21 protein-coding genes are annotated in these 24,271 nt (G+C 64.0%); 8 read left to right on the top strand and 13 right to left on the bottom strand.

Annotated elements, in window-relative coordinates:
• The first annotated feature begins 72 nt into the window (after nt 1–72).
• The 6 genes from LOZ74_RS03425 to LOZ74_RS03400 all read left to right on the top strand — a co-directional run bounded on the left by LOZ74_RS03425 (nt 73) and on the right by LOZ74_RS03400 (nt 5,307).
• Complete coding sequence (locus LOZ74_RS03425) at nt 73–441, top strand: SH3 domain-containing protein (protein WP_230292909.1); 369 nt, start codon at nt 73–75, stop codon at nt 439–441.
• The gene (gene argC, locus LOZ74_RS03420; RefSeq protein ID WP_230292908.1) at nt 438–1,382 is read left to right on the top strand and encodes an N-acetyl-gamma-glutamyl-phosphate reductase; all 945 of its coding nucleotides are present in this window, start codon (nt 438–440) and stop codon (nt 1,380–1,382) included. Before LOZ74_RS03425 ends, argC begins: the two co-directional genes overlap by 4 nt.
• 250 nt (nt 1,383–1,632) lie before the next feature.
• Nucleotides 1,633–1,971, top strand: coding sequence for a P-II family nitrogen regulator (locus LOZ74_RS03415; protein WP_230278910.1), 339 nt, complete (start codon nt 1,633–1,635; stop codon nt 1,969–1,971).
• A gap of 99 nt (nt 1,972–2,070) precedes the next feature.
• On the top strand, nt 2,071–3,480 hold the full coding sequence (glnA, locus tag LOZ74_RS03410; RefSeq protein ID WP_230292907.1) for a type I glutamate--ammonia ligase: 1,410 nt from the start codon (nt 2,071–2,073) through the stop codon (nt 3,478–3,480).
• Between the two features lie 269 nt (nt 3,481–3,749).
• Nucleotides 3,750–4,751 (top strand): hypothetical protein, encoded by a 1,002-nt coding sequence (locus tag LOZ74_RS03405; RefSeq protein WP_230292906.1) that lies wholly within the window; start codon nt 3,750–3,752, stop codon nt 4,749–4,751.
• Nucleotides 4,752–4,761: 10 nt separating this feature from the next.
• Nucleotides 4,762–5,307: a fasciclin domain-containing protein gene (locus LOZ74_RS03400; protein ID WP_230292905.1), complete on the top strand. Its 546-nt coding sequence runs from the start codon at nt 4,762–4,764 to the stop codon at nt 5,305–5,307.
• 30 nt (nt 5,308–5,337) lie between these two features.
• On the opposite strand, the gene LOZ74_RS03395 is transcribed toward LOZ74_RS03400, so the two are convergent.
• The 4 genes from LOZ74_RS03395 to LOZ74_RS03380 all read right to left on the bottom strand — a co-directional run bounded on the left by LOZ74_RS03395 (nt 5,338) and on the right by LOZ74_RS03380 (nt 14,165).
• Nucleotides 5,338–9,540 (bottom strand): translocation/assembly module TamB domain-containing protein, encoded by a 4,203-nt coding sequence (locus tag LOZ74_RS03395; RefSeq protein WP_230292904.1) that lies wholly within the window; start codon nt 9,538–9,540, stop codon nt 5,338–5,340.
• A complete protein-coding gene (locus tag LOZ74_RS03390; protein WP_230292903.1) occupies nt 9,540–11,723 on the bottom strand; it encodes an autotransporter assembly complex family protein in 2,184 nt (727 codons plus the stop codon). The genes LOZ74_RS03395 and LOZ74_RS03390 overlap by 1 nt, the downstream gene beginning before the upstream one ends.
• A gap of 46 nt (nt 11,724–11,769) precedes the next feature.
• The gene (locus LOZ74_RS03385; RefSeq protein WP_230292902.1) at nt 11,770–12,630 is read right to left on the bottom strand and encodes an arginyltransferase; all 861 of its coding nucleotides are present in this window, start codon (nt 12,628–12,630) and stop codon (nt 11,770–11,772) included.
• Between the two features lie 278 nt (nt 12,631–12,908).
• Nucleotides 12,909–14,165 (bottom strand): threonine ammonia-lyase, encoded by a 1,257-nt coding sequence (locus LOZ74_RS03380; protein ID WP_230292901.1) that lies wholly within the window; start codon nt 14,163–14,165, stop codon nt 12,909–12,911.
• 59 nt (nt 14,166–14,224) lie between these two features.
• On the opposite strand from LOZ74_RS03380, the gene LOZ74_RS03375 reads away from it, so the two are divergent.
• Together LOZ74_RS03375 and LOZ74_RS03370 are read left to right on the top strand one after the other, a co-directional pair.
• Entirely contained in the window at nt 14,225–15,901 is a 1,677-nt protein-coding gene (locus tag LOZ74_RS03375) for an amidohydrolase (protein ID WP_370638867.1), read from the top strand.
• Between the two features lie 294 nt (nt 15,902–16,195).
• On the top strand, nt 16,196–16,417 hold the full coding sequence (locus tag LOZ74_RS03370; RefSeq protein ID WP_230292900.1) for a hypothetical protein: 222 nt from the start codon (nt 16,196–16,198) through the stop codon (nt 16,415–16,417).
• 166 nt (nt 16,418–16,583) lie between these two features.
• Here LOZ74_RS03370 and tatC read toward each other — a convergent pair whose 3' ends face one another.
• The 9 genes from tatC to LOZ74_RS03325 all read right to left on the bottom strand — a co-directional run bounded on the left by tatC (nt 16,584) and on the right by LOZ74_RS03325 (nt 24,094).
• On the bottom strand, nt 16,584–17,399 hold the full coding sequence (gene tatC / locus LOZ74_RS03365) for a twin-arginine translocase subunit TatC (protein WP_230292899.1): 816 nt from the start codon (nt 17,397–17,399) through the stop codon (nt 16,584–16,586).
• Nucleotides 17,396–17,821, bottom strand: a complete 426-nt coding sequence (gene tatB / locus LOZ74_RS03360) for a Sec-independent protein translocase protein TatB (RefSeq protein WP_230292898.1) — start codon at nt 17,819–17,821, stop codon at nt 17,396–17,398. The genes tatC and tatB overlap by 4 nt, the downstream gene beginning before the upstream one ends.
• 36 nt (nt 17,822–17,857) lie before the next feature.
• Complete coding sequence (gene tatA / locus LOZ74_RS03355; protein ID WP_230292897.1) at nt 17,858–18,106, bottom strand: twin-arginine translocase TatA/TatE family subunit; 249 nt, start codon at nt 18,104–18,106, stop codon at nt 17,858–17,860.
• A gap of 37 nt (nt 18,107–18,143) precedes the next feature.
• Complete coding sequence (gene scpB / locus LOZ74_RS03350) at nt 18,144–18,809, bottom strand: SMC-Scp complex subunit ScpB (protein WP_230292896.1); 666 nt, start codon at nt 18,807–18,809, stop codon at nt 18,144–18,146.
• Nucleotides 18,806–19,636 (bottom strand): ScpA family protein, encoded by an 831-nt coding sequence (locus LOZ74_RS03345; RefSeq protein WP_230292895.1) that lies wholly within the window; start codon nt 19,634–19,636, stop codon nt 18,806–18,808. Before LOZ74_RS03345 ends, scpB begins: the two co-directional genes overlap by 4 nt.
• On the bottom strand, nt 19,633–20,658 hold the full coding sequence (gene nagZ, locus LOZ74_RS03340; RefSeq protein WP_230292894.1) for a beta-N-acetylhexosaminidase: 1,026 nt from the start codon (nt 20,656–20,658) through the stop codon (nt 19,633–19,635). The genes LOZ74_RS03345 and nagZ overlap by 4 nt, the downstream gene beginning before the upstream one ends.
• A 73-nt stretch (nt 20,659–20,731) precedes the next feature.
• Nucleotides 20,732–21,424 carry an SPOR domain-containing protein gene (locus LOZ74_RS03335; RefSeq protein WP_230292893.1) on the bottom strand — a complete coding sequence of 231 codons (693 nt, stop codon included), beginning with the start codon at nt 21,422–21,424 and terminating at the stop codon, nt 20,732–20,734.
• Between the two features lie 3 nt (nt 21,425–21,427).
• Nucleotides 21,428–23,215, bottom strand: coding sequence for an arginine--tRNA ligase (argS, locus tag LOZ74_RS03330; protein ID WP_230292892.1), 1,788 nt, complete (start codon nt 23,213–23,215; stop codon nt 21,428–21,430).
• 216 nt (nt 23,216–23,431) lie between these two features.
• Nucleotides 23,432–24,094, bottom strand: a complete 663-nt coding sequence (locus LOZ74_RS03325) for a hypothetical protein (protein WP_230292891.1) — start codon at nt 24,092–24,094, stop codon at nt 23,432–23,434.
• Nucleotides 24,095–24,271: the final 177 nt, after the last annotated feature.

Here is a 24,271-nt window from a genome sequence, read left to right as displayed (position 1 = left end):
GGTCTAAGCGCGCAGCCATAATCCGTTCCGCCCAAAACCGTTCAGCAAGAACCCAAGAACAGAACCACGCCCTTGACCGACCATGCCGCCAGCACACTAGCCGGACAATCGTTCGCGCTTTCGGGGATCAGCACCCGTTTCGATCCGGCCCATACGCCGGTACGCGGCGATCTTGCGCATGTGGCACTGGCAGGCAAGGTGTTCGTGCCGCATTATGCCGTGCCCATGCCGCACAGCGCGATACAGGCGACGCCCGTCTTTCTGAAGGCATCGAAAGAGGCCGATCCGGTCGGGGCCCTGACCGAAGGCGGCGTTTTCGACGTGCTGGATATGGCGGGCGACTGGGCGTGGGGTGTGATCTCGGGCAGTGATAATGGCGATCCGCTCGAATTCGGGCCGGTGGGCTATGTACCGCTTTCCCTGCTGAAAGCCTGGGCGTGACCAGCGTTTTCATCGACGGGGCGGCGGGCACGACGGGTCTGGAAATCGCCGAGCGGCTGGCCGGTCGAAGTGAATTGTCGCTGGTGATCCTGTCCGACGACAAGCGCAAGGACGATGCCGCAAGGGCCGAGGCGCTGAACGATTGCGACATTGCCGTGCTGTGCCTGCCCGACGATGCGGCGCGTTCGGCGGTGGCGATGATCCGGAATGATACGACCCGCGTGATCGATGCCTCTACCGCGCATCGCGTGGCGGCGGGCTGGACATACGGGTTTCCCGAACTGGTCGGGCGCGACGCGGTAGCGGGTGCACGCTTCGTCGCCAATCCGGGATGCTATCCGACCGGCTTTCTCGCTCTGGTCGCGCCGCTGGTGCGCGCGGGGCTGCTGCCTGCCGACTGGCCTTACACGATCAATGCGGTGTCGGGTTATTCGGGCGGCGGCAAGGCGCTGATCGACCATTTCGAAAGTGCGAAATCGCAGGGCAAGGGCATCGCCTTTCGCGCCTATGGCCTCGCCATGGGACACAAGCACGTGCCCGAGATGAAGGCGCTTGCCGGTGTTTCGCACGATCCCCTGTTCGCGCCCGCCGTGGTCGATGCCTATCGCGGCATGGTCGTCGAAGTGCCGCTGCCGCTGTCGGCGATGAAGGGCGCGGCGTCGCCCGATGCGATGCGCGATGCGCTGGCCGAATTCTATGCCGATAGCCCGCTCGTCAGCGTTTCGCGCGAAGTTCATAGCGAGCTTTTGCTGCACAGCGACACGCCCGCCAGCGACTGCCTTGAGCTCTTCGTCTTCGGCGCGGCCGACGGGGCACAGGCGCGTCTGGCCGCGCGGCTCGACAATCTGGGCAAGGGTGCGGGCGGTGCTGCGGTACAGAATCTCAATCTGATGGCCAGCCTGCCGGAAACGCAGGGACTGCGCATCGCGCCTTTGGGTTGAAACCCGACCTCGAACGCCGCTTAAACCAAGGGCACTGCCCATTTTTTAGGCAGCAATTGCACAAGCGTTAAACACCTTATTGCGCCCCTCGCAACGATGTTGCGTGTGCAGCTGCAAAAACCCGCCCGAATCGTTAATCGGCCCCTTTCGCGCCTCTTTTTCAGCGCCTAGTCTCCGCTTTCGACTTCGGCGCGATTCTCGTGGCGCCGATACCAAAAAGACGAATAATGCGGGGGCTCAGGCACAGAGCGTGAAAAAGGTCGAGGCGATTATCAAGCCGTTCAAGCTGGACGAGGTGAAGGAAGCGCTGCACGAGGTCGGTGTCTCGGGCATCACCGTGACCGAGGCGAAAGGCTTCGGACGTCAGAAAGGCCACACCGAACTGTATCGCGGCGCCGAATATGTCGTCGATTTCCTGCCCAAGGTAAAACTGGAAGTGGTGGTCCCCAGCGAAACGGTGGACCGCGTGATCGAGGCGATCGTGGGCGCTGCGCAGACGGGGCGCATCGGCGACGGCAAGATCTTCGTCTCGCCCATCGAAACCGCGATCCGCATCCGCACCGGCGAACTGAACGCCGACGCGATCTGATTTCCCCTGCCTCCGCGAACCGACACAGCGGTGAAACGGCGGCATCCCACAACGCAAATACCCCGGTGACAGACACCGGGCACCATGAAAGGGATCAAAATGGCCTCTGCAAAGGACATCCTGAAAAGGATCAAGGACGAAGAGATCGAGTGGGTCGATCTGCGCTTCACCGACCCCAAGGGCAAGTGGCAGCACCTGCAGATGCTGGCCGCCCCGCTGGGCGAGGACGAGCTGGAGCAGGGCCTGATGTTCGACGGTTCGTCGATCGAAGGCTGGAAGGCCATCAACGAATCGGACATGATCCTCAAGCCCGACCTTGATGCGTGCTATGTCGATCCGTTCTCGGCGACCCCGATGCTGGTCCTGTTCTGCGACATCGTCGAACCGTCGACCGGCGAACTCTACGCCCGCGACCCGCGCGCAACCGCCAAGCGCGCCGAAGCCTTCCTCAAGACCACCGGTCTTGGCGATACCGTCTATGTCGGCCCTGAACCCGAATTCTTCATGTTCGACGACGTGAAGTTCTATGACGGCTACGACGGCTCCGGCTTCAAGATCGACGACATCGAACTGCCCGGCAACACCAACAAGGACTATGAAGCCGGCAACCTGGGCCACCGCCCGCGCGCCAAGGGCGGTTACTTCCCCGTCCCGCCGGTCGACAGCTGCATGGACATCCGCGCAGAGATGGTCTCGACCATGGTGGAAATGGGCCTGCCCATGGACAAGCACCACCACGAAGTGGCCTCGGCACAGCACGAGCTGGGCATCACCTTCGGCACGCTGACCACCACGGCCGACCGCGTGCAGATCTACAAATATGTCGTGATGATGGTCGCGCAGGCCTATGGCAAGACCGCGACCTTCATGCCCAAGCCGATCAAGGCCGACAACGGCAGCGGCATGCACACCCACATGTCGATCTGGGACGGCAAGACCAACACCTTTGCCGGTAACGGTTATGCCGGCCTGTCGGACACCTGCCTGTATTACATCGGCGGTGTCATCAAGCATGCCAAGGCCCTGAACGCCTTCACCAACCCGACCACCAACAGCTACAAGCGTCTGGTGCCGGGCTTTGAAGCCCCCGTGCTGCTGGCCTATTCGGCTCGCAACCGGTCGGCTTCGTGCCGTATTCCTTACGGCGCGGGTGAGAAGTCGAAGCGCGTCGAGTTCCGCTTCCCCGATCCGCTGGCAAACCCCTATCTGTCGAGCGCGGCGCTGCTGATGGCCGGCATCGACGGGATCAAGAACAAGATCCACCCGGGCGAAGCCATGGACAAGAACCTCTATGACCTGCCGCCGGCAGAGCTGGCCGAGGTTCCGACCGTTTGCGGTTCGCTGCGCGAAGCGCTGCTGGCACTTGAAGCCGACCACGACTTCCTGCTGGAAGGCGGCGTATTCACCAAGGACCAGATCGACGCCTATGCCGAACTGAAGTGGGAAGAAGTGCTTCGCTTCGAAACCACGCCGAGCCCGGTCGAATACGACATGTACTACAGCGCGTAATCACGAGGCCGATGGCCGGTGCGAACCGGCCAAAGGGGCGCGGAAGGCTTTGGCTTTCCGCGCCCTTTTCGTCGCACTTGATGCCAGTCGCTGACCCTGTCCCGTCCTGCGACAGGGCGGGCGGGACGACCGACCGGCTGCGACAAGATGCGACGACCAGTGGAACGCCTGTTGCGGCAAGGCGTTCGTGGAGAAAGGAGTCTGCAAGGTCCGTATCGATGCCTCATTTCCCAAAGCTCATGCCCGCCGTTCCCCTGATAAGAGGCCAAGTGATGATCGCCGGCATGGTCGCCGCTGCCCTCTGCGCGGGGAGCGTGCTGGCGCAGCCGAACGGCAACGGGAACGGACATGGTAACGGCAATGGCGGAGGGCACGGCCAGCCAGCCGCACAATCCAAGGGTGGCGGCAACGGAAACGGACCCAAGGCGGATCGCGGCAACGGAAGTGACAGCAAGACTGCGCGGCCCGCGAAGGGCAATGGCAATGGAAACAAGCCCGCGCAGGCCAAGAGCGATGCCCGCGACGTGCCGCGCCAGCCCGCCAAGACGCAAGCCAATGTGACCAAACCGCGTAACAACGGTAATGGCAACGGCAACGGCAACGCAAATTTCAACACCCGTGGCAATGGACAAAACAGCACCGCCCTGCGCGATATCCAGCGCGCCACCGCGATTTTCGCCGGTAACGACCGACTGATCCGCGAACGGGGCCTTCTAACTGGCTGTCCGCCGGGCCTTGCCAAGAAACGCAATGGCTGCACCCCGCCCGGCCTCGACCGGCGCAACGACTACCGCTACGACCGCGCCGGATGGTGGGGCCTCCCGGGCCTTAACGACGGGCGATATCGTTATTACGGCGGCAATCTGGTGCGCCTGTCCGATGCGGGGTCGATCCTTGGCTATTACCCGCTGTTGGGCGGCGCTCTATCGGTCGGCAATGTCTGGCCCAGCTGGTACGATGCGCAGCCACTGCCCCGCTATACGCAGGATTATTACAGCCTCGGCCCCAGCTATCGCTATGCCGACAATGTCGTCTATCGCACCGATCCCAACACCTCCGCCATCACCTCCATCGCGGCCCTGCTGACGGGCAGCGATTTCCAGATCGGGCAGCCGATGCCTTCGGGCTATGACATCTATAATGTCCCCTATGGCTATCGCGACCGGTATCGCGACGGGCCCGACGCGCGCTATCGCTATAGCGACGGCTATATCTACGAAGTCGATCCGACGACCCAGCTGATCAGGGCAGCGATCGAACTGCTGGCTTAGGGAGAGATATATGACGAAGACGCTGGCACTGACTTGCGCATTGGCCATCGCTCTGGGCAGCACGCTGACTGCCTGTTCCAACGATGGCGGCGATGCGGGCGAACCCCCGGTCGGGAACGAAACGCTGGCCGCCGCGCTGGCCGATGGCGATTCCGTGCGCGAGATGAGCGACGCGCTGAAAGATACCGGTCTTGCACAAGTGTTCGACGGCAGTGCCGCCTATACCGTTCTGGCCCCCAGTAACGAGGCTTTGTCTGCGCTGGAGGATCAGAACGATCTGTCCACCGACGAAGGGCGCGCGGTGCTGGCCGCCGTATTGCGCGAACATGTGTTGCCCGGCGCGCTGACACCTGACGACATTGAAAATGCGATCGCCGTTCAAAAGGGCACGGTATCGATCCGCACCATGGGCGAGGGCGCGATGCGTTTTGCGATGGACGGCAGCACGCTGACCGTCACCGACGAAAGCGGCAAGACTGCCCAGGTGAACGGAGATGCGATCCTTGCCAGCAATGGCGTGGTCATCCCCATCGACGGCGTATTGAAACAGCCCTGATATCACCGTCGGCGTTGTAAGGGCCTGTGATCAGTAATCCTTGCTGATCTCTGCCGATACGGCGTTATAGCCCAACGACGACACCGTGCCCAACAGCGACAGCCAGCTGGTCACGCGGAATTCCAGCTCGGTCGCACTGTACCCTTTGCCGTCGGTCACCAGCTCGACATAGAAATCGCGCCCGATATATTCGCCCACCGCGACGCTGGTGCCGCGGCCCAATGCCTCGTCCGCGCCGATCACGCGCAGCCGGTCGACCCCGATGGCACTACGCAATTCGTTGATCGGGTCCATGCCCCCGCCCCCGCTTTGAAACGCGGCCAGCGCGGCGCCCAGTTGCAGCGCCTCGGGGGCCGAAATATTGGCAACCGAATCCCCGAACAACAGGCGCGACAACACTTCCTCTTCCGGCAGTGCGGGCACAGAGGAAAAGCTGATTTCGGGCGCATAGGCCGTGCCTTGAATCAGGATGGTGGCATTGATATCGTTGATATCGGCCTCCGCCTCCACATCAAGGCGCGGATCGGGCGGATTCTCGCCCGAGAAGCTGATCCGTCCGCGCGTCAGGTCGAACCTCTTGCCCGCGAACTGGTAACCGCCGCGCACAAGATCGGCTTGTCCGAAAATCACCGGCGCATCGGTATTGCCGCGCAGCCGCACATCGACGCCCCATTCGCTGTCCAGCCCCATGCCGGTGACGGTAAAGCGGTTATTGGCCTGCACATCGATCAGATATTTCCACGGCGCGCTCGACGCCTTGCGTGTCTGACGGTCGGCCGGCAGGTTGATCTCGCGGCGCGGAATGCTGGGCAGGTTTTCGACCGCCGTCGTATTGCCCAGCTTCCAGCGGCCCGAAATCATTTCAAGCCGTCCTGCAACCGTGCCGACATTATCGGTTGCCACCACGCGGATCGGCCCGCTGACAACGGCGGCCATGTCGTCGCGGTTCAACAGGCGCGCATTTTTGGCCGCAAGCCGCAGATCCATGCTGACGCCATCGGTAAACAGGCGCGACAGGTCGACCGATCCGCTGCCCGAAACCGTGCCATTGCCCGATACGCCGCTGAAACGCGGCAGGCGCAGCACCGAGCCGTCGAAAGTGCCAAGGATCGCGATATCCGTGACATCGGTGCCCGTCAGCGTGCTTTGCAGGCGCAGCCCTTCCCCGCGCAGGGTGCCGCGTATCCGGGGCTGGTCGAAACTGCCGCGAATATCGCCCGCGATCCGCACATCGCCGGTCACATCGAACAGTTCCACCGCTACCAGCCGCCACAGCGCATCGGCAGGCCCGCCATAGCGCAATTGCGCGAACAATGTTCCGGCGCGCAGCCTTTCGACCAGCGTCCCGTCGGCAGGCAGGTTCGACAGGCGCATCTGCAGACGGCCATGGCGGGTCGCATCCTCGCGGATAATGGTGCGCGTCTCGAAATCGTCCGCCGTCAGCTCGGCCACCATGGCCAGATCGACGGGGCGCGAGGTCAGCACCAGACCCGAACGCGTCAGATCATCGAACAACAGCCGCGCGCGTGCCGTGGGCGCAGCGCCTGCCGTCCGCCGGTAATCGACCACGCCCGATGCCTTGCCGCCGATATCCAGATCGTCGACGAACAGGTTCGCGACATCCAGCGGCATGTCGACCACGCGAACGCTTGCCGCGGTCTCTTCGCCAAAGCGCCCTTCGGCCTGTATGGTCCCGCCCGCGAAATCGATCTGGCTGCGCTGCAGGTTCCAGCCGCTTTCATCGCGCAGCACGACCAGCGCGCGAGGCATGGAAATGCGCCGTCCGGCATAGCGTCCGCGCGCCGCCACCTCGACCCGATCGTTTGACACTTCGCCCGCGATGCGCAGGAAAAAGCGGCTGCCGCGCCGGCCCGCGACCATGGCATTGAATGTGCCTTCGCCGTCTTCCAACCTGCCTTCTGCCGCGAAACGGCCCAGAAACAGATCGCCGCGCCCGATACCCTGCGCATTGATCGCCGCGTCCAGTGTGGTCGCATCGCCCAGCACGCCATTGGCCTTGATATGCGCCAGTCGCACGGTGATCGGCGGCTCGCCCTGAAAACTGGCGTCGCGCAGGATGATATCGGCGTCGATCCCCTGCCCTTCCGCTTGCGGGGCCAGCGCGACAGTGCCCTCCACCCCGCCACCGCTTAGCGCCAGTTCGCCCGCGACGCCGCCTTCCTCAACCGTCAGATCGCCCGACATGGTCGTATCGCTCAGGGTAAAGCGATTGACCGCGATGCGCACCGGCTCGTCAGCGGCAGAGACGATGCCGATATTGCCCGTGAACGGCCCCAGCATAGACTGACCCTCGGCGTCGATCAGAAAGCCGTCTTCGTCGGGTGCCAGCGCGATGCGGACATCTTTGACTCCGGCCGCGGGCAATGGCTCGGCAAAGACCAGTTCGGCGTGCGGTCCCTCGCCATCCATCGTGCCGTCGACGGTAAAGGGTCCGAAATCCGCATGCCGCCCTTCGCCTGCCAGCCGCACCGTGCCGTCCACCGCGCGCTCGCCCGATAAAGAGAGGTCGAGCCTGGGCGCGTCCAGCCGTGCGCTGCGGATCAGGATCGGGGCATTGGCTGCCATCGACACATCGGCATTGAACGCGACCGGCGCGCCGACATAGTTCTCGAGCGTGGCGTTGGTCACACGGCTCATCCGCCCGTCGACCTTCGCCGCCAGCGTCCAGCCTGCATTGCCGCCCAGCACCGCGTCGATCTGCGCCCGCGCATTGGCGCTGCCCAGCCCTTCCAGCACGACGCCATTGGCGATGACCGGCCCCGTCAGGCGATATCGCCCCTGCGCCACATTGCCGTCGAGCGCCAGCCGCGCACCAAGGCCCGAGGAATCGAACACGATATCGGGGGCAACCAGCCGGTCTCCGCTATAGGTTAAGGTCGCGCCCAGCTTTGCGCCGCGCAGCCGCGGATCGACCATGGCACTGCCCGTGGCGATGCTGCCCGCCGTGGCGGCAAGCGGCAGTTGCAGGCGCGACCCGTTCCAATTGCCATTGCCCGTCGCCACGACGCGCGTGGCATGGGCATCGCCCGCGCCGATGCGCGCTGCCTCCACCGTATAGGCGATGGCCAGATCCTCGCGGAAATCGCCGTCCAGCCCCAGCCGCGCCTGCAAGCCATCGGTGCGCAGGTCGGGGCCCGTCAGTGCCGGATCGGTAACCCGCGCCAGCACGCCAAACCGGGCAAGGCGATTGTCGTTCAGGTCCACGCCGCCGCGCGCCAGCACTTCGACCCCTGCGCCCACCAGCACATAGCGCCCGTCGATCACGCTATCCCTGAAGGTGCCTTGGGCATTGATGCTGACCACTTCGCCCACGGCATCGGCGGCCACGCCCGACAAATAGCCGTCGGGCCGAATCTGGCCGAGCAAGCCGTAAATCTCGCCCTGCTTGGTCAGAGTCAGCGCGGCCAGATTGCCTTCCCCCTGACGCACGCGGGCATAGCCCTTCCAGGCGGTCCACTTGCCCTTGCCGCCCATGGCAATCTGCAAGTCCTCGCTCGCCCCTGCCATGCCCGCCAGCAAGCCGCCCGCGGGCGCATTATAATCGACCAGCAGATCGATTACATCGCCGCTCTGGTCCGCATCCAGCCGCGCCAGCAACCGGTCCTCGCCGCCCAGATCGCCCAGCATTTCTATCCTGGCGCGCCCGTCGGTGATGTCTGCCCGGGCCCGGAAATCGACGGTGCGTTCCATACCCGCGACCGCCTCGTCCACGCGCAAATCCTCGATCGCCAGCCGGTCGATGCGTATGTCGAAATCGGGGAGGATCGGCGCGTCGGGGTCGCCGGGGTTCAGTTCGGGCATGCGCATCAGATGCCCGCGCCGCGCAACCAGCCTGCGCACGTCGAGCCCGCGCGTGAACCAGTGCAAGGGTCGCCAGTCCAGCTCTACCTCGGGCACGCGCAGGAATTCGCCCTTGGGATCGGACAGTACGACGTCGGTCAGTTCCGCCTCGCCCAATATCGAACCCTCGATCCGGCCGATCTTGACCCGCAGGCCCGATGCGGGGGCATAGCTGGCAAGGCTGTTGGCGATAAAGCGATGACCGATAGGACTGTCGATCAATACCGCGCCCAGACCGATCACACCGAGCAGGGCGATCAGCCCCGCCAGCAGCCGCGTGCGCCAGTAACGCCCCCAGTCGCGTCCCTGCTTCACAGCCTGCGCCGGTGCGGGCGTGCCGTCGGGCGGCAGATCGCCGGTCTCGCCCGCCATCAGAACGCCTGCCCCAAAGAGATATAGACCGCGATATTGCTGTCACCCGGCCGCGGGTTCAGCGGCGTTGCCAGATCGACGCGCAGCGGACCGAAATTGGTGTGATAGCGAACGCCGACACCGGCACCATATTGCATGTCGGACAGGCCCGGCGTGCTGTCGTTTTCCACCGTGCCCGCATCGATGAAGGGCACCACCGATATGGCCCCGTCAAGCAAGCCGGTGCGATAGCGCGCCTCCAGCGAAAACTCGCTTAGCGAAAGGCCGCCGGTGGGATCGCCCAGATTGTCCTGCGGTCCGATTTCCTGATAGCCATAGCCGCGCACCGAACCGCCGCCGCCCGCGAACAGCCTGCGCGATGGAGCGATATTTTCGATATCGGTGCCGGTGATCGTGCCAAATTTCGCGCGCCCCGCCACGACCAGCTTTTCGTTGACCGGCTGGTAATAGCGACCCTCCAGCCAGCTTCGCAGATAGGTCGACCGCGAACCGCCCGTGTGCGAGATTTCGGGCGATGCGAACAGCGATACGCGCCAGCCCCGTGTCGGATCGAGCAGATCGTCGCTCTTGTCGTAAATCACCTCGCCCGGAAGCGCGGCCACGAAATAGGTTTCGCGCGGGCCGATAGCCTTGCCGCCCAGCGTGCCTTCGCGCTCTTGCGTCGCGACCAGTTCGAGGCCGACCGACCACGACAGCACCTTTTGGTACAGCAGCGTCGACACGCGTTCGAACTTGGCCACGCCCGAAATCGTGCGCGCCTCGTAAGCGTCGCGGTCGATGGTGTTGGCGAATACGTCCAGCGTCAGCACGCGGTCGCGCCCGTGCCAGTTGTTGCGGCGGAAAGTCGCGCCGACCAGCTGTTCCTGCGTGCCCGCGATCGCATGCAATTGCAGCATGCCTTCGGGCGGGAAGAGATTGCGGTGCTCCCAGCTCGCTTCGGTCCGGATGCCGCGGCCCGTGTCATAGCCGATGGCCCCCGCTATGGTGCGCAGGGGTGCCTGCTCGAATGCAACATCGACATCGACGACGCCCGGTTCGCCATCGGCAGGCGCGACCACTTCGCGCGGTTTGACGACCAGAGACGAAACGAGGCCGGTGCCCAGCATCGCCTTGCGCAGGTCCTCCACCTCGCTCGCCTTGTAGATATCGCCCGTGTCGAATTGCGAGATTTCAAGAAGGTGCCTGTCCGACAGGAATGCCGGATCGCTGCTGTGCACTTGCCCGAAACGATATTTGCCGCCCGTGGTGACGGGCTGGGTCAGATCGCCCTCGTCGCGGGCATGATCGATCAGCAGGTCGGGCTTACCCATTTCGACAAAAGGATAGCCGGTTTCGCCCAAAGCGACTTCGAGGTCGATCCCTTCATAGACGATCCGGTCTTCCTGAATGAAATCGCCCGATGCAATCTCGAACGCGGCGCGCATCTCGGCATAGTCGTCGCCCGCCGCTTCCAGACCCGGCAGCTCGACCGCGCCATATGTGTAACGCTCGCCCGGATCGATGGTGAAGATAAAGCGCGCATCGTCGGCAACCACCGTGCCGCCCTCGCCCGAACCCTCGCCTTCTGCCGGAGTTTCGACGCGCTGGCGCACATCGGCATCGTAAAAGCCATAGGCCGCCAGCATGTCGGACAGCAGCGCGGTATCTTCCTCGGCCCGATTGGCAAGTTGCGCGAAATTATCGTCGCCGTCGCGCAGGTTTTCGATATCCGAAAGCCCTTCGAAGCGCGTCTTGAAATCGTCGAACTGGCCGAATTCGGCAAAGGATGCCGGATGGCTGAGGGTAATGCGCTTGGACAGGCGCGTCTCGACCGCCTCTTCCTCTTCGCTTTCGTCTTCCCCGCCGCGCTGCGCCATGCCGGGTAGCGCCAGATCGGCGGCAGGTCGTCCATTCTCGCGGCTGAGGAGTTGCGCAAGATCGGGATCAATCGCGATGTCTTCCAGATCGACCCTGAAATCATCGTCCTCGGGCCAGGCGAGCGAGAAGCCGTCCTCTTCCATGGGCGAATCGATGTCGTCCTCGGCCGGAACCGGCGTCGCGGCGGCGTCGGTCTCCATCGCCCAGCTTTCGGCATCGTCCAGCGCGCTGTCGGGGATCAGCGCCTCAAGCTCGGCATCCGCATCGCGGCTTTGCGCGCGCGCAGGTCCGGCCATGCCCAACAGCATGCCACCGGCCAGAACCATGGCCAGCGCATGACACGCCGTTTGCGATAGGGGGATCAGGCGGTTTTCAGCCTTCGAGGATGCGGTACTGGTCTTGGGCGCAGGGCATATTGTCCTTGCTGCCGCCGACGCGCGCGTCTTCGCCTTCGGTGCGCGGCTGCGACACCGTTGCGGCGATAAGCGCATCCTGCCTGCCCGCATCAAAACGTTCCCAGCCTTCGCGACCCAGCCGCTCCAGTGGCCGGTAACGGATCTTGTACTGCATGCGCGAAGACCCCTCGATCCAATAGCCCAGATAGACATAGGGCAGACCGGCCTTCGCAGCGCGGTCAATGTGGTCGAGTATGATGTAATTGCCAAGTCCGGATCGGTCGGGATGATGCGGATCATAGAACGAATAGATCATTGAAAGACCGTCGTTCTGCCGGTCGGTCAGGCACGCGCCTACCAGACGGCCCGGGCGCCCGTCCACATCCGGTTCGCGATATTCGACGACATAGGAGGTGACCGGCGTCTGCTCGATCATGTCGGCGTAATCCATCGAATCCATCGCGGACATGCCGCCACCGGGATGGCGCGCCTTCAGATATTGTTGCAGCAGATCATACTGCTCCACCGTCGACCACGGGCGGCAGGCGGTGGCGACCAGATCGGCATTCTTCTGCATGGTGCGGGTCTGCGTGCGCGACGGCACGAATTCCTCTGCCACCACGCGCACCGAAACGCAGGCGTTACATCCCGCGCAACTGGGCCGATAGGCAACGGTCTGGCTGCGGCGGAACCCGATGCGGCCAAGCGCATCGTTGAGGGCGTCGGAATCGGGTCCGGCAAGTTCCGTAAAGACCTTCCGCTCCTGACGCCCCGGCAAATATGGGCACGGAGCCGGGGCAGTCACATAGAAGCGGGGGAACCTCACGGGTGCGGACACGAACTTGGGCCTGTACCTCTCAACCGTCGATCCGGTGGTCGACCGATGTTCCGGACTGCCCGGCCGGTGAAAGCCACGATGGGCACCGCGCGGCAGGCGGCGACCAGGAAAAGCCAGCCATGCCGCGCGTAGGACCTATATGCCCGCGATCGTTCAAATATTAAAGGCCGTTAACTACGATTCGAACAAAAATGGCCATTTTGACCGTATTTGACGCTCGCCCTGCCCCTTTTGGGCGCAATTCGGGCGGTGGGCCGGGAAGGTGCGCGCGTTCGCCTTCAGGCCAGTTCGACCGTGCTGACCTGATAGCCCTTGGACCGCAGATCGGCGATCAGACCGTCGATCTGCGCCCCGTCGCGCGCCTCGCATTCGATATCGGTGATCAGCCCCTTGGCAGGCAATGTGGTAAAGATGCGCTGGTGATAGATCTCGATAATGTTCACATTATGCGCATCGAACGCATGCATCACGCGGAACAAGGCGCCCGGCCGGTCCTGCAATGTGATGCGCAGACGCGCCAGACGGCCCGACCGCGCCAGATCGCGCAGCAGCACATTGGCCAGAAGCCGCGTATCGATATTGCCGCCGCACAGCACCAGGCCGATTTTCTTGCCCGCGAATTTCTCGCGATTCGTCAGCACCGCGGCCAACCCCGCCGCGCCCGCGCCTTCGACCACGGTCTTTTCGATCTGCAACAATAGAGAGACGGCGTTTTCCAGCGCGCCTTCGTCGACCAGCAATATATCGTCGACCAGCTTCGCCACGACCTTCGCGGTCAGTTCGCCCGGTGCCTTGACCGCGATCCCCTCGGCCAGAGTATCGCCGCCGCACTGGTGCTCCTCACCCCTGATCCGCGCGAACATCGACGGGTAGAGCGCCGATTGCACGCCCACGATCTCGATATCGGGGTTCATGTCGCGCGCGATGGTCGCGATGCCCGAAATCAGGCCGCCGCCGCCGATCGGCACGACCAGAGTGTCGAGGTCGGGCTGATCTTCCAGCATCTCGAGCCCGACCGTGCCCTGCCCCGCCGCGACGAACGGATCGTCGAACGGATGCACGAAGGTCAGCCCCAACTCTTTCTCAAGCTTGCGGGCATGTGCCGAAGCATCGTCGAAAGTCTCACCTTCCAGCACGACATTGCCGCCGACGCTTTCGGTCTGCATGATCTTCACCGTCGGCGTGGTGCGCGGCATCACGATGGTGACGGGCACGCCAAGGCGCGTGCCGTGATAGGACAGGCCCTGCGAATGGTTCCCCGCGCTGGCCGCGATCACTCCGCGCTCGCGCTGCTCCTGCGTCAACTGCAAAAGCGCGTTCAGCGCGCCGCGTTCCTTATAGGCAGCGGTGAATTGCTGGTTTTCGAACTTCAGCCAGATTTCCGCACCCGAAATCTGCGACAGGGTCAGCGATTTCAGCATGGGCGTGCGCACGACCTGTCCGGCAATGCGGCGGGCGGCGGCCCGGACATCGTCGGCATTGAACGGCAGTGCGGCTTGCGCCGTGTTGGCGGTATCGGTCTGAAGATCGGACATAGGGCAAAGCCCCTATCGGATATGGCGCGACTTGCAAATGCGGTTTAGACCCCGTCGCCATGACTGCACCCGTTATGTCCGCGAAACGCCTGTTCGCAACCGTCACCGCCCTTCTTACCGCCACCCTGCCCGCCGCCGCGCTGGCCGATACTCTGATCGAGAATGTGGACGGCATCCGTGTCGAGCGTGACGGCACGGTCGAACGCTTTACCGCCATGCTGATCGACGACGACGGCAAGGTCGCAAAGCTTTATCAACGCCGCGACAAGCTGCCCAAGGAAGTCGATTACAAGCTCGACGGCGACGGGCGCGTCCTGATTCCGTCTTTTATCGATTCGCACCTGCACCTGACGGGTACGGGGCTGGCGGCGATGATCCTCGACCTGTCGGAGACCGCATCTCTGGCCGAGGCGCAGGAGAAAATCGCGGATTATGCCGCACGCTATCCCAATCGCGGCTGGATCATCGGGCGCGGCTGGAATCACGAGAAATGGGGACTTGGCCGCTTTCCCACGGCCAGCGATCTGGACGCGGCCGTCAGCGACCGGCCCGTCTGGCTGATGCGCGCCGACGGCCATGCGGGCTGGGCGAACAGCGCGGCCATGGTAGCGGCAGGGGTCACCGCAAAGACCGTCGATCCCGAAGGCGGGCGGATCATCCGCGATGCCGCCAAGGCACCATCGGGCGTGTTCGTCGACAATGCGATGGGCGCGGTCGCCGCACTCGTGCCCGAACCGCGCCCCGAAGAACGCGACATTGCGCTGGACAAGGCACAGCAATTGCTGCTCGCCCACGGGATTACCGCGGTGGCCGACATGGGCACCACGATCGACGACTGGCAGGCCTTGCGCCGGTCGGGCGATGCGGGGCGGCTGCGCATCCGCGTGATGGGCTATGCCGGCGGGATCGAGCAGATGGTGACGATTGCAGGCGCCGAACCGACGCCGTGGCTTTATGGCGACCGGCTCTTTCTGGGCGGGGTGAAGCTTTACCTCGACGGCGCATTGGGATCGCGCGGCGCATGGCTGCTGGCCGATTATGCCGACGCGCCGGGCGAACGCGGGCTGCCGCTGAGAAACGGCACCCAGTTGCGCAATATGATGAGCCGCGCCGCCATGGCCGGTTTCCAGCCCGCCGTGCATGCCATCGGCGATGCGGCGAATCGCGAAGTGCTCGATTCGATCCTCGAACTCAACGAAACCTATACCGGCGACCGACGCTGGCGGGTCGAACATGCGCAGATCGTCGATCCGATTGACCTGCCCCGATTCGCGCAGCTGGGCGCAGTGGCCTCGGTACAGCCGGTGCACCAGACATCGGACCGCCAGATGGCAGAGGCGCGGCTGGGACCCGACCGGCTGCAGGGCGCCTATGCGTGGCGATCGCTGATCGAGAGCGGCGGCGCCGTGGCATTCGGCTCCGATTCGCCGGTCGAACCAGTCGATGTCTGGGCCGGAATCGCCGCTGCGGTCACGCGGCAAGGGCCGGATGGCGAACCGTTCGGCGGGTGGATGCCGCACGAACGGATCAGCCGCGAACAGGCCCTGGCGGGTTTCACATCGGGCGCGGCTTGGGCAGGCAAGGCGGACGGGCGCTTCGGCTCTCTGGCCCCGGGCGAATGGGCCGATTTCCTGTTCGTCAGCGCCGATCCGCTGCTGGCGGCAGAAGGCGAATTGCGCACCATCGCGGTCGAGGAAACATGGATTGCCGGTCGCAGGGCCTATCGCCGCGACTGACGGAAACACTATCAAAGGTTGTTGCGCAAATGCGGCAATCGCTTGCTGCAAAGCAAAAAAATGATGCTTCACATGTGCTTGGAGCGATTAATGGCGTTGACACTGCACGCTGGAGTCGTATTTTCAGCCTGCAAATCCGGAAGGGTCGCCATGCGCCATGCGTGATGACCTGAAAGGTGTCATGAATTCGTCGCTTGGGGGACATAGCTACGATTCGTGATTGAAGATTCGGTTCGGGGCAGGTTCAGGCCCGCTCGGATTCGAAAAGAATTGAGCGAACAAGGAGATAAACTAATGATCCTCCGCAAGATGGCCACTGCCGCGACCGCGCTGGCTCTCGTTTCGGCACCGATCGCCGCCACTGCTGCCGAAGGCGAACAGCGCGCTGCTGCTCCCGCTGGCGAAACCAGCGAAATGGGCGGCTCGCCGATCCTCGCTGTGCTGGCAGCCGTTCTGATCGGCGTCGGCATCTACATCGCCGTCGATGGCGATGATGACGATCCGATCAGCGTCTGATCTCTCGTCAGAGACACGATACAAAAGGGCGGGGCTTCGGCTCCGCCCTTTTCGTTTGCGCGGCTCGGATATGCGTTTCAAATGCTCGGGCGCGCTTCGCAGACCGGCAAGGCCGCCGGATCGCCACCTGGCCTGAAACCCTCAACCCAAACCCAGCGGCTTGCAATCAGGCCTCGGCGCTCTCGGCTTCCGGCGTATCCTCTGCCTTGGCCGCCTCGCGCGCCTGACGGCGTTCGGTGATCCGCATCAGGAACAGCGACCCTTCGAACAGCAGATAGAGCGGTAAGGCCAGCACCAGCTGCGACCCCGGATCGGGCGGAGTGATGATTGCGGCCAGCGCCACGATACCGACGATCACATAGCGCCGCGCCTTGGCCAGCGAAGCGCGGCTGACGATGCCCGCACGATTGAGCAGCATCAGCAGAACGGGCAGCAGAAAGCTGATTCCGAAGGCCAGAATGAACTGCATCACCAGCGCCAGATAATCGCCCGTGCCCGGCAAAGCCTCTATCTGCAGGCCGCCCGCATCGCCCTGAAAGCCGATGAACCAGCGGAACGCATTGGGCATCACCACGAAATAGGCGAGCGCGGCTCCGGCGGAAAACAGGATCGGCGTGGCGAACAGAAAGGGCAGGAACGCCTTTTTCTCTTTCGCGTAAAGCCCCGGTGCAACGAACTGCCACAGCTGGTTGGCGATAATCGGAAACGACAGGAAAAAGGCCGCGAAGACCGCCACTTTCAGCTCTACGAAAAACGCTTCGTAAAGCTTGGTATAGATCAGCCGCCCCTGCCCGTCGGGAAACGCCTGCGTCAGCGGGCGGACGAGGATGGCGAAAATATCGTCCGCAAAGGGCAGGCAGATCGCAAAGGCCACCACCAGCGTCACAAGGCAGCGCAGCAGCCGGTTGCGCAATTCGATCAGATGATCGAGCAGCGGCGATTCGGTTTCGTCCAGATCGGAAATGCGGAACACGGGCTTCACCGGTCTGCCCCGTTGTCGGCGGGCTTGGCGGCTTCTGCGCCGGATATTTGCGCATCGACCGGCGCGGCAGGTTCGGTTGCTTCGGCCACCGGCTCCATCTGCGGATCGGCGGGCACTTGCCCCGCACCCTCTACCGCCGGTTCGGGCAGAGCAGGCGCTTCGCCGTCATGCGCGGGGCGCACTGCCTCGGGATGTTTGGCCATGATCTCTGCGTTGCGCTTGTTCCATTCGGCCTGCATGTCCTCCAGCTCCGCCTCGCGCACCATGGCGTCGATGCCCGAACGGAAATGGGCCGAAACCTTGCGGATCTTGCCGATCCACCGGCCCGCCGTGCGCATGGCCATGGGCATATCTTTCGGGCCGATGACGACCACCGCGACAATCACGATGATCAGCAACTCGATCGCGCCGATGTCGAACATGAAGAAAGCGTCCTAACGCAGTGCCGCAATGGCGGCTCAGCTGCTCTTTTCGGAATCGCCGGTCGCGGTCGGCGTCTCGACAGGGTCTGCCTTTTTCTCGCTGGCCGTCGGCGCGGGCGACTGATGGTCGATCCGGTCGGGGGCGCGCGCTTCCTCGTTCATGCCCTGCTTGAAACTTTTGATGCCTTTGCCAAAGTCACCCATCATTTCCGAGATGCGCCCGCGCCCGAACAGCACGAGGATCACGATGGCGACGATCAGCAATTGCCAGGGTCCAACATTCATTTGAAATTCTCACTAACACGGGGGTTACCCACCCCGTTTAGGCCGATTCATCGCCCATATCCAGAGAGGGTTCGTCAACACCCTCTACTTCCGCGTTTTCGCCTTGCGCTTCACCGGCTTCGGGCATCGTTTGCGCCATTTCCCGCTCCAGCGCTTCCTCGACCGGTTCCAGCAGGCCCGCAGCCCGCAATTCGGCAAGGCCGGGCAGGTCGCGGCGGGTGGCAAGGCCGAAATGGGTGAGGAAATCGGGCGTGGTGGCATAGATCACGGGCCGCCCCGGCACTTCGCGCCGACCGGCGGCGCGGACCCAGCCCGCTTCCATCAACACGTCCAGCGTGCCCTTGGCCGTCTGCACGCCACGGATCGATTCGATCTCGGCACGGCTGACAGGTTCGTGATAGGCGATGATCGCAAGGCATTCGGTCGCCGCGCGCGACAGGCGCTTCACTTCCTCCCGTTCGCGCCTCAACAAATGGGCAAGGTCGGGCGCGGTCTGCAAATGCCAGCGGGGTCCGCGCTTCACCAGTTCCACACCGCGCCCGTCGTAATGACCGGCAAGCTCGGCCAAAGCCTCGCGCACATCGGCGCCGCCAAGATGATCGCCGATCTCCACCGCCGTCATCGGCTCTTCGGCAGCGAACAGCACGGCCTCTACCGCGCGGACCAGATCATCGGGTTTCCGGTCGGGCGCTTCCCCGCTCATTCGCCGTTAGCCCCGTCACGCCCTGCCAGGGCACGCAGCCGCAGCGGACCGAACACTTCGTCCTGCGCGATTTCGGCCCTGCCCTGCTTCGCCAGTTCCAGCGCCGCGACAAAGCTGCTGGCCAGCGCCGATTTGCGCAGGCGCGGATCGGCATGGGGCGGCAGGAACTGGCGCAGTTCCATCCAGTCGAGCGATACGCCCAGCATCGAGGACACGCGCGACAGCGCGCTTTCCAGCGTCATCACCGCACGATCGCGCACCATGTGTACGACGGGCGCGGTGCGGGCCTTTACCTGCCCATAGGCCTGCACCAGGTCGAACCATTCGCAATGCCACGCCCGCTTTTTCAACACGCGCAATCCTTCCGGCGCGCCGCGGGCAAAGGTGTCGCGCCCCAGCCGGTCGCGCGCCATCAGCCGCGCCGCCACATCGCGCATCGCCGCCAGCCGCTCCAGCCGCAATTGCAGGCGCAGGGCCAGTTCCTCGGGGCTGGGGTCCTCCTGCTCTTCCTTGGGCAGCAGCAGCGCGGATTTCAGATAGGCCAGCCATGCCGCCATCACGAGGTAGTCGGCGGCCAGTTCCAGCCGCATTTCACCCGCGCGGTCGATAAAGGCGAGATATTGGTCGGTCAGCTCAAGGATCGAAATGCGGCGCAAATCGACCTTTTGCCGCCGCGCCAGATCGAGCAGCAGGTCGAGCGGCCCTTCCCAGCCGCCCAGTTCGACGTAAAGCCGCTCGCCCTCCTCGCCCGCGGTGGCAACGTCCTCTACCCAGCCCTCTGCCCCTTCGCCCCACAACAGGCCGGGTTCGGAGCCATCGGCGATCATGCCTCGACGCCCGCCGCCACTAACAGCGCATCCCGCTTGGCGATGCATTCGGCGCGCCGTTCCGCGCCGCCGAACGGGCCGACATCCTTGCCAGCCATCGCCGCATCGAGGCGGCGGCGCGCATCGGGCGCGATTTCGCCGCACGCTTCGACCGTGGCGATCATATCGGGCATTTTCGCCCAGCAATTCAGCACCAGATCGCATCCGGCCTGCAAAGCCCTGACCGAACGGTCCGCGATGGAGCCCGACAAAGCCTCCATGTCGATATCGTCGCTCATCAACAGTCCGTCGAAACCGATCCGCCCGCGGATGATATCTCCGATTATTCTGGCCGATTGCGTCGCCGGATTTTCGGCATCCCACGCGGTATATTTAACATGCGCGCTCATCCCCATGGCCGCATCGCGCAAGGCATGGAACGGCGCGATATCCTGCTCCAGTTCTGCCTCGGTTGCGGTAACGACGGGCATTTCTTTGTGACTGTCGGCACAGGCGCGGCCATGGCCGGGTATATGCTTGACGATGCCCGCGACCCCTGCCGCTTCCAGCCCTTCCAGCACGGCGCGGCCCAGCGCGGCAACGCGCATCGGATCATGGCCAAGCGCGCGATCCCCGATCACGTCATGGGCCCCCGCGCAGCGCACATCCAGCAAGGGCAGCGCATCACAATTGAGCCCTGCCTCGGCCAGATCGAGGCCGATCGCCTCGGCATTCACCTGCGCTGCCTCTATCGCAGAGATCGGCGCGATATCGTAAAGCCGGTCGAACACGCCCTGCGGCGGGTATTTCGGCCATACCGGCGGCTTCATCCGCGCGACGCGCCCGCCTTCCTGATCCACGGTGATAAGCAGGTTGGCCCGCCCCGCGATGGCGCGCAATTCATCGGTCAGCGCGCGCATCTGCGCCGCATTTTCGCAATTGCGGGCGAACAATATATAACCCGCCGGATCGGCATCGCGGAAAAAGGCGCGCTCGTCGCCGGTCAGCACGGTGCCGGAAAGGCCGAAAATCGCAGGCGTCATAAGGGCGCCAGATTCGCGGAAATCGCGCAAATGCGCAAGTTTCGGGGGCGGGACCGCGCCCCTTATCCCCAAATCAGCGCTTTACCTGACACTCGATGCCATTGGCCTTCAGCTCGGAACACAGGGCATTGGCGGACGACGCATCGCCCGTCACCGCCTGCAGCCGGAACACGGTGCCGATATCGGCCCGCCCCTCGACGATTCGCCGGTTGAAATCGCCCAGCCGCTGGTAACGCTGGGTCAGCGTCTGCCACCCTTTTTGCGCCGCTGCCTCGGTCGAATAGGCGCCGACCTGCACCCCCACGCCCGATATTTGCGGCGCAGGCGCCGGCGCCGGCGCCGGCTTTGGCGCTGCTTCGGCCGCCTTGGCCGCTGGCGGCGCGACGGGCACAGGATCGGGCTTTTTCTGGGCGATCCGCGCCTCGCGCTCGATCCCCTCGCCCACCTTGTAACTGGTGTCGCCGGTACCCGCGAAAGTCTTGCCGCCCGGATTTTCGGGCCGCACCTTATACGGAGTGTCAGGCGCGGCGATCACCGAACCGTCGCCTTCGGGCGGGGCCAGTTGCCAGTCGCGCAGCAGCCAGATCGCCAGTGCCGACAGCAGGACGAAACCGGCCACGCCGCCCGCGAACTTGCCGATGCGGGGCCAGTCCAGCCCTTCGTCGCCATCCTCGTCCGCCGGTTCCAGCCAGGGCAGCCGCAGGTCGGTCTCGTCGAGCGCAAGCTGCGCCTCGCCGTCACCGCCATGGCTGACCTGTGGTATCATCTCTTAAAGCCGCTCCGCTGCCTCAACCCCCAGAATCGAGAGGCCGTTGCGGATAACCTGCCCGATTTGCGCCGCAAGATACAGGCGCACGCCCGTGTTTACCATATCGTCTTCCACGATAAAGCGACGGGCCGGATCGTCATTGCCCTGATTCCACAGCGCATGAAACGCAGCCGCCAGATCCATCAGAAAAAAGGCGATGCGATGCGGTTCGCGCGCGCGGGCCGCCTGTTCGACCACGCGCGGGAATTGCGCGGCCTGTTTCATCAGCACCTGTTCGTCGGTGTGCAGGATGCCCTCATTGCCCCAGCTCTGGACTCGCGCCGCTTCCGCCGTGTCGGCCAGCCCCGCTTCTGCCGCCTTGCGCAGCACCGATGCGATGCGGGCATGGGCATACTGGACATAGAATACAGGGTTATCCTTTGACGCTTCGACCACCTTGGCAAAGTCGAAATCCATTTGCGCTTCGGGCTTGCGGGTCAGCATGGTGAAACGCACCACGTCCTTGCCCACTTCCTCGACCATGTCGGCAATGGTGATGAAATTGCCCGAACGCTTGGACATCTTCACCGGTTCGCCATCGCGCAGCAGTTGCACCATCTGCACCAGCTTTACGTCGAAGGGCTTTGGTTCGCCATATTCCGCGCCAGTCAGTGCCGCGACGGCGGCCTTGATCCGCTTGACCGTGCCCGCATGGTCCGCGCCCCAGATGTCGATCAGCGCATCCGCGCCCTGCGCCTTTTGGAAGTGATAGGCCATGTCGGCCCCGAAATAGGTCCATGTGCCGTCGGACTTTTTGATCGGCCGATCCTGATCGTCGCCAAATTGGGTCGAACGGAACAGCGGCAGTTCCACCGGCTCCCAGTCTTCGGGCGTCTTGCCCTTGGGCGCTTCGAGCAGGCCGTCATAAACGAGGCCCTTTTCGCGCAGGAACGCTTCGGCAGCCTCCGGCTTGCCCTCGGCCTGCAATTTCGCTTCCGACGAGAACAGGTCGTGATGGATGCCCAGCATGGCAAGATCGGCACGGATCATGTCCATCATCGCATCGACCGCACGGGTGCGGAACAGGTCGAGCCATTCGCTTTCGGGCGCGTCCTTGTATTGCGCGCCGAATTCCTCGGCCAGCTTCGCACCGATGGGCTTCAGATAATCGCCCGGATAGAACCCTTCGGGAATCTCGCCGATGTCGTCACCCAGCGCTTCGCGGTAACGCAGATGCGCCGACCGGCCCAATGTCTGCACCTGCGATCCGGCATCATTGACGTAATATTCGCGGATCACGGCAAAACCGGCGAATTCCAGCAGGTCGGACAGCGAATCGCCGACCACCGCGCCGCGACAATGGCCCATATGCATCGGTCCGGTGGGGTTGGCCGAAACATATTCGACATTCACCGTCTGCCCCGCCCCCATCGCACTGCGGCCATAGGCATTGCCCAGCACGGCAATCGCATCCAGCTCGGCTTCCCATGCGCTGGGCGCGATCCGCAGATTGATAAAGCCCGGCCCCGCGATTTCGGCCGCGGCGATATTGGCTTCCTTCGACAATTCGGCGGCCAGCCCCTCGGCCAGGCCGCGCGGATTGGTCCTGGCGGGTTTGGCAAGCACCATGGCGGCATTGGTCGCCAGATCGCCATGCGCGGGATCGCGCGGCGGCTCTACCGTCACATTGCCGCGATCGAGACCGGCCGGCAGGCTGCCCGCCGCCTCCAATACATCGAGGGCCTTGTCCACCGCGGCGGAAATGGCGGCGTGGATGGTGAGGGTCTTGTCAGTCGTCTGCGTGCTCATGGCCGCGCGACTAGCGGGGAATCGGACGAGTGGGAAGGAGAGTCTTTTGGCGACTATCCGGCATTGCTACGCAACGCCTGCGCCCGGCACCAGCCCACTCCCCCACCCGACCACCCATAGGGTACGATCGTTGGGTGGTCGGGTGGGGGAGTGGGCTGGTGCCGCCTCGGCCGTCCTGCCTATCGACTTGCAACAGGTTTCGGCACGGCCGGAAAATCAACGCGTCGCGTTATACGCCAGCTGTGCCTCGGTCAGCTGGAAGCCGACCAGAACCTCGAATGTCGAACGGGCAACGGCGGCCTTCACCTCGGGGTCGGCCAGCGGGTCCAGTGCCGCATCGGGGTCGCCCGGACGGCGCTTGCGGGTGATGCGCTCGCGGATATCCTCGGGCAGGGTCGCGGCGGCGGCGTCGATGAACGCGCCGCCCTTGCCTGTCACTTGCGCGCGGTCCTGTCCGGCAGCGAAATTCACCGTCACCGTCCCCACGCGTTTCGACTGCACCGTATTACCGCCCTGCAGAACGGTCACGAAAAACGGCAGCTCCACACTGCGCGCGGTGCTGGCGTCACGGCGGGTGGCCAGCACGTCGAAGCTGGCTTCGGAATAGATCTTCGCGCCCGAATCGTCGCAGGTCGCGCGCAGATTGGTCATCGTCGCGGCCACGTCCATCGACGCCAGCGATGTATCGTTTGCCTGCGCGAATGTCGTAATATCGCCGGTATAGGCGGGAATGCCCACTGCCGGACAGCGCGAACGCACGGCGGTCACGCCCACGCCTTCCTGAATGACCAGATCGCCCTCGCCCGAACAGGCGGACAGCGCGGCGGCACCCCCGACCAGCAAGGCGAAACGGGCAGAACGGCGGGACACAATGTTCATCGGCGGCGAAACCTTTTGCCTTGAATTCGGGCGGCCATGGCGGGCCGCCTTTGCAATAATCCTGCCTGCCCTAGCCGCAGCCATGCCCAAGGGCAACGCCGCGCGCAGGTTAGACCCCGAACTCTCTGGCGATGGCAACCTTTACCGCGGCTTTACGCGCGGCCCATCGGGGCGCTA

The sequence above is a fragment of the Croceicoccus sp. Ery5 genome, from assembly GCF_020985325.1.
In the GTDB taxonomy this organism is placed as follows: domain Bacteria; phylum Pseudomonadota; class Alphaproteobacteria; order Sphingomonadales; family Sphingomonadaceae; genus Croceicoccus.
The sequence above is the reverse complement of the archived record's forward strand: the minus strand, read 5'-3'. Positions and strand labels throughout refer to the sequence as shown.

Coding starts and splice junctions, on each gene's coding strand:
- glnA (WP_230292907.1), top strand. CDS start 2,071: ATGGCCTCTGCAAAGGACATCCTGAAAAGGATCAAGGACGAAGAGATC.
- LOZ74_RS03400 (WP_230292905.1), top strand. CDS start 4,762: ATGACGAAGACGCTGGCACTGACTTGCGCATTGGCCATCGCTCTGGGC.
- LOZ74_RS03395 (WP_230292904.1), bottom strand. CDS start 9,540: ATGGCGGGCGAGACCGGCGATCTGCCGCCCGACGGCACGCCCGCACCG.
- LOZ74_RS03390 (WP_230292903.1), bottom strand. CDS start 11,723: ATGGTTCTGGCCGGTGGCATGCTGTTGGGCATGGCCGGACCTGCGCGC.
- LOZ74_RS03380 (WP_230292901.1), bottom strand. CDS start 14,165: ATGTCCGATCTTCAGACCGATACCGCCAACACGGCGCAAGCCGCACTG.
- LOZ74_RS03375 (WP_370638867.1), top strand. CDS start 14,225: ATGACTGCACCCGTTATGTCCGCGAAACGCCTGTTCGCAACCGTCACC.
- LOZ74_RS03370 (WP_230292900.1), top strand. CDS start 16,196: ATGATCCTCCGCAAGATGGCCACTGCCGCGACCGCGCTGGCTCTCGTT.
- tatB (WP_230292898.1), bottom strand. CDS start 17,821: ATGTTCGACATCGGCGCGATCGAGTTGCTGATCATCGTGATTGTCGCG.
- tatA (WP_230292897.1), bottom strand. CDS start 18,106: ATGAATGTTGGACCCTGGCAATTGCTGATCGTCGCCATCGTGATCCTC.
- scpB (WP_230292896.1), bottom strand. CDS start 18,809: ATGAGCGGGGAAGCGCCCGACCGGAAACCCGATGATCTGGTCCGCGCG.
- LOZ74_RS03345 (WP_230292895.1), bottom strand. CDS start 19,636: ATGATCGCCGATGGCTCCGAACCCGGCCTGTTGTGGGGCGAAGGGGCA.
- nagZ (WP_230292894.1), bottom strand. CDS start 20,658: ATGACGCCTGCGATTTTCGGCCTTTCCGGCACCGTGCTGACCGGCGAC.
- LOZ74_RS03335 (WP_230292893.1), bottom strand. CDS start 21,424: ATGATACCACAGGTCAGCCATGGCGGTGACGGCGAGGCGCAGCTTGCG.
- argS (WP_230292892.1), bottom strand. CDS start 23,215: ATGAGCACGCAGACGACTGACAAGACCCTCACCATCCACGCCGCCATT.
- LOZ74_RS03325 (WP_230292891.1), bottom strand. CDS start 24,094: ATGAACATTGTGTCCCGCCGTTCTGCCCGTTTCGCCTTGCTGGTCGGG.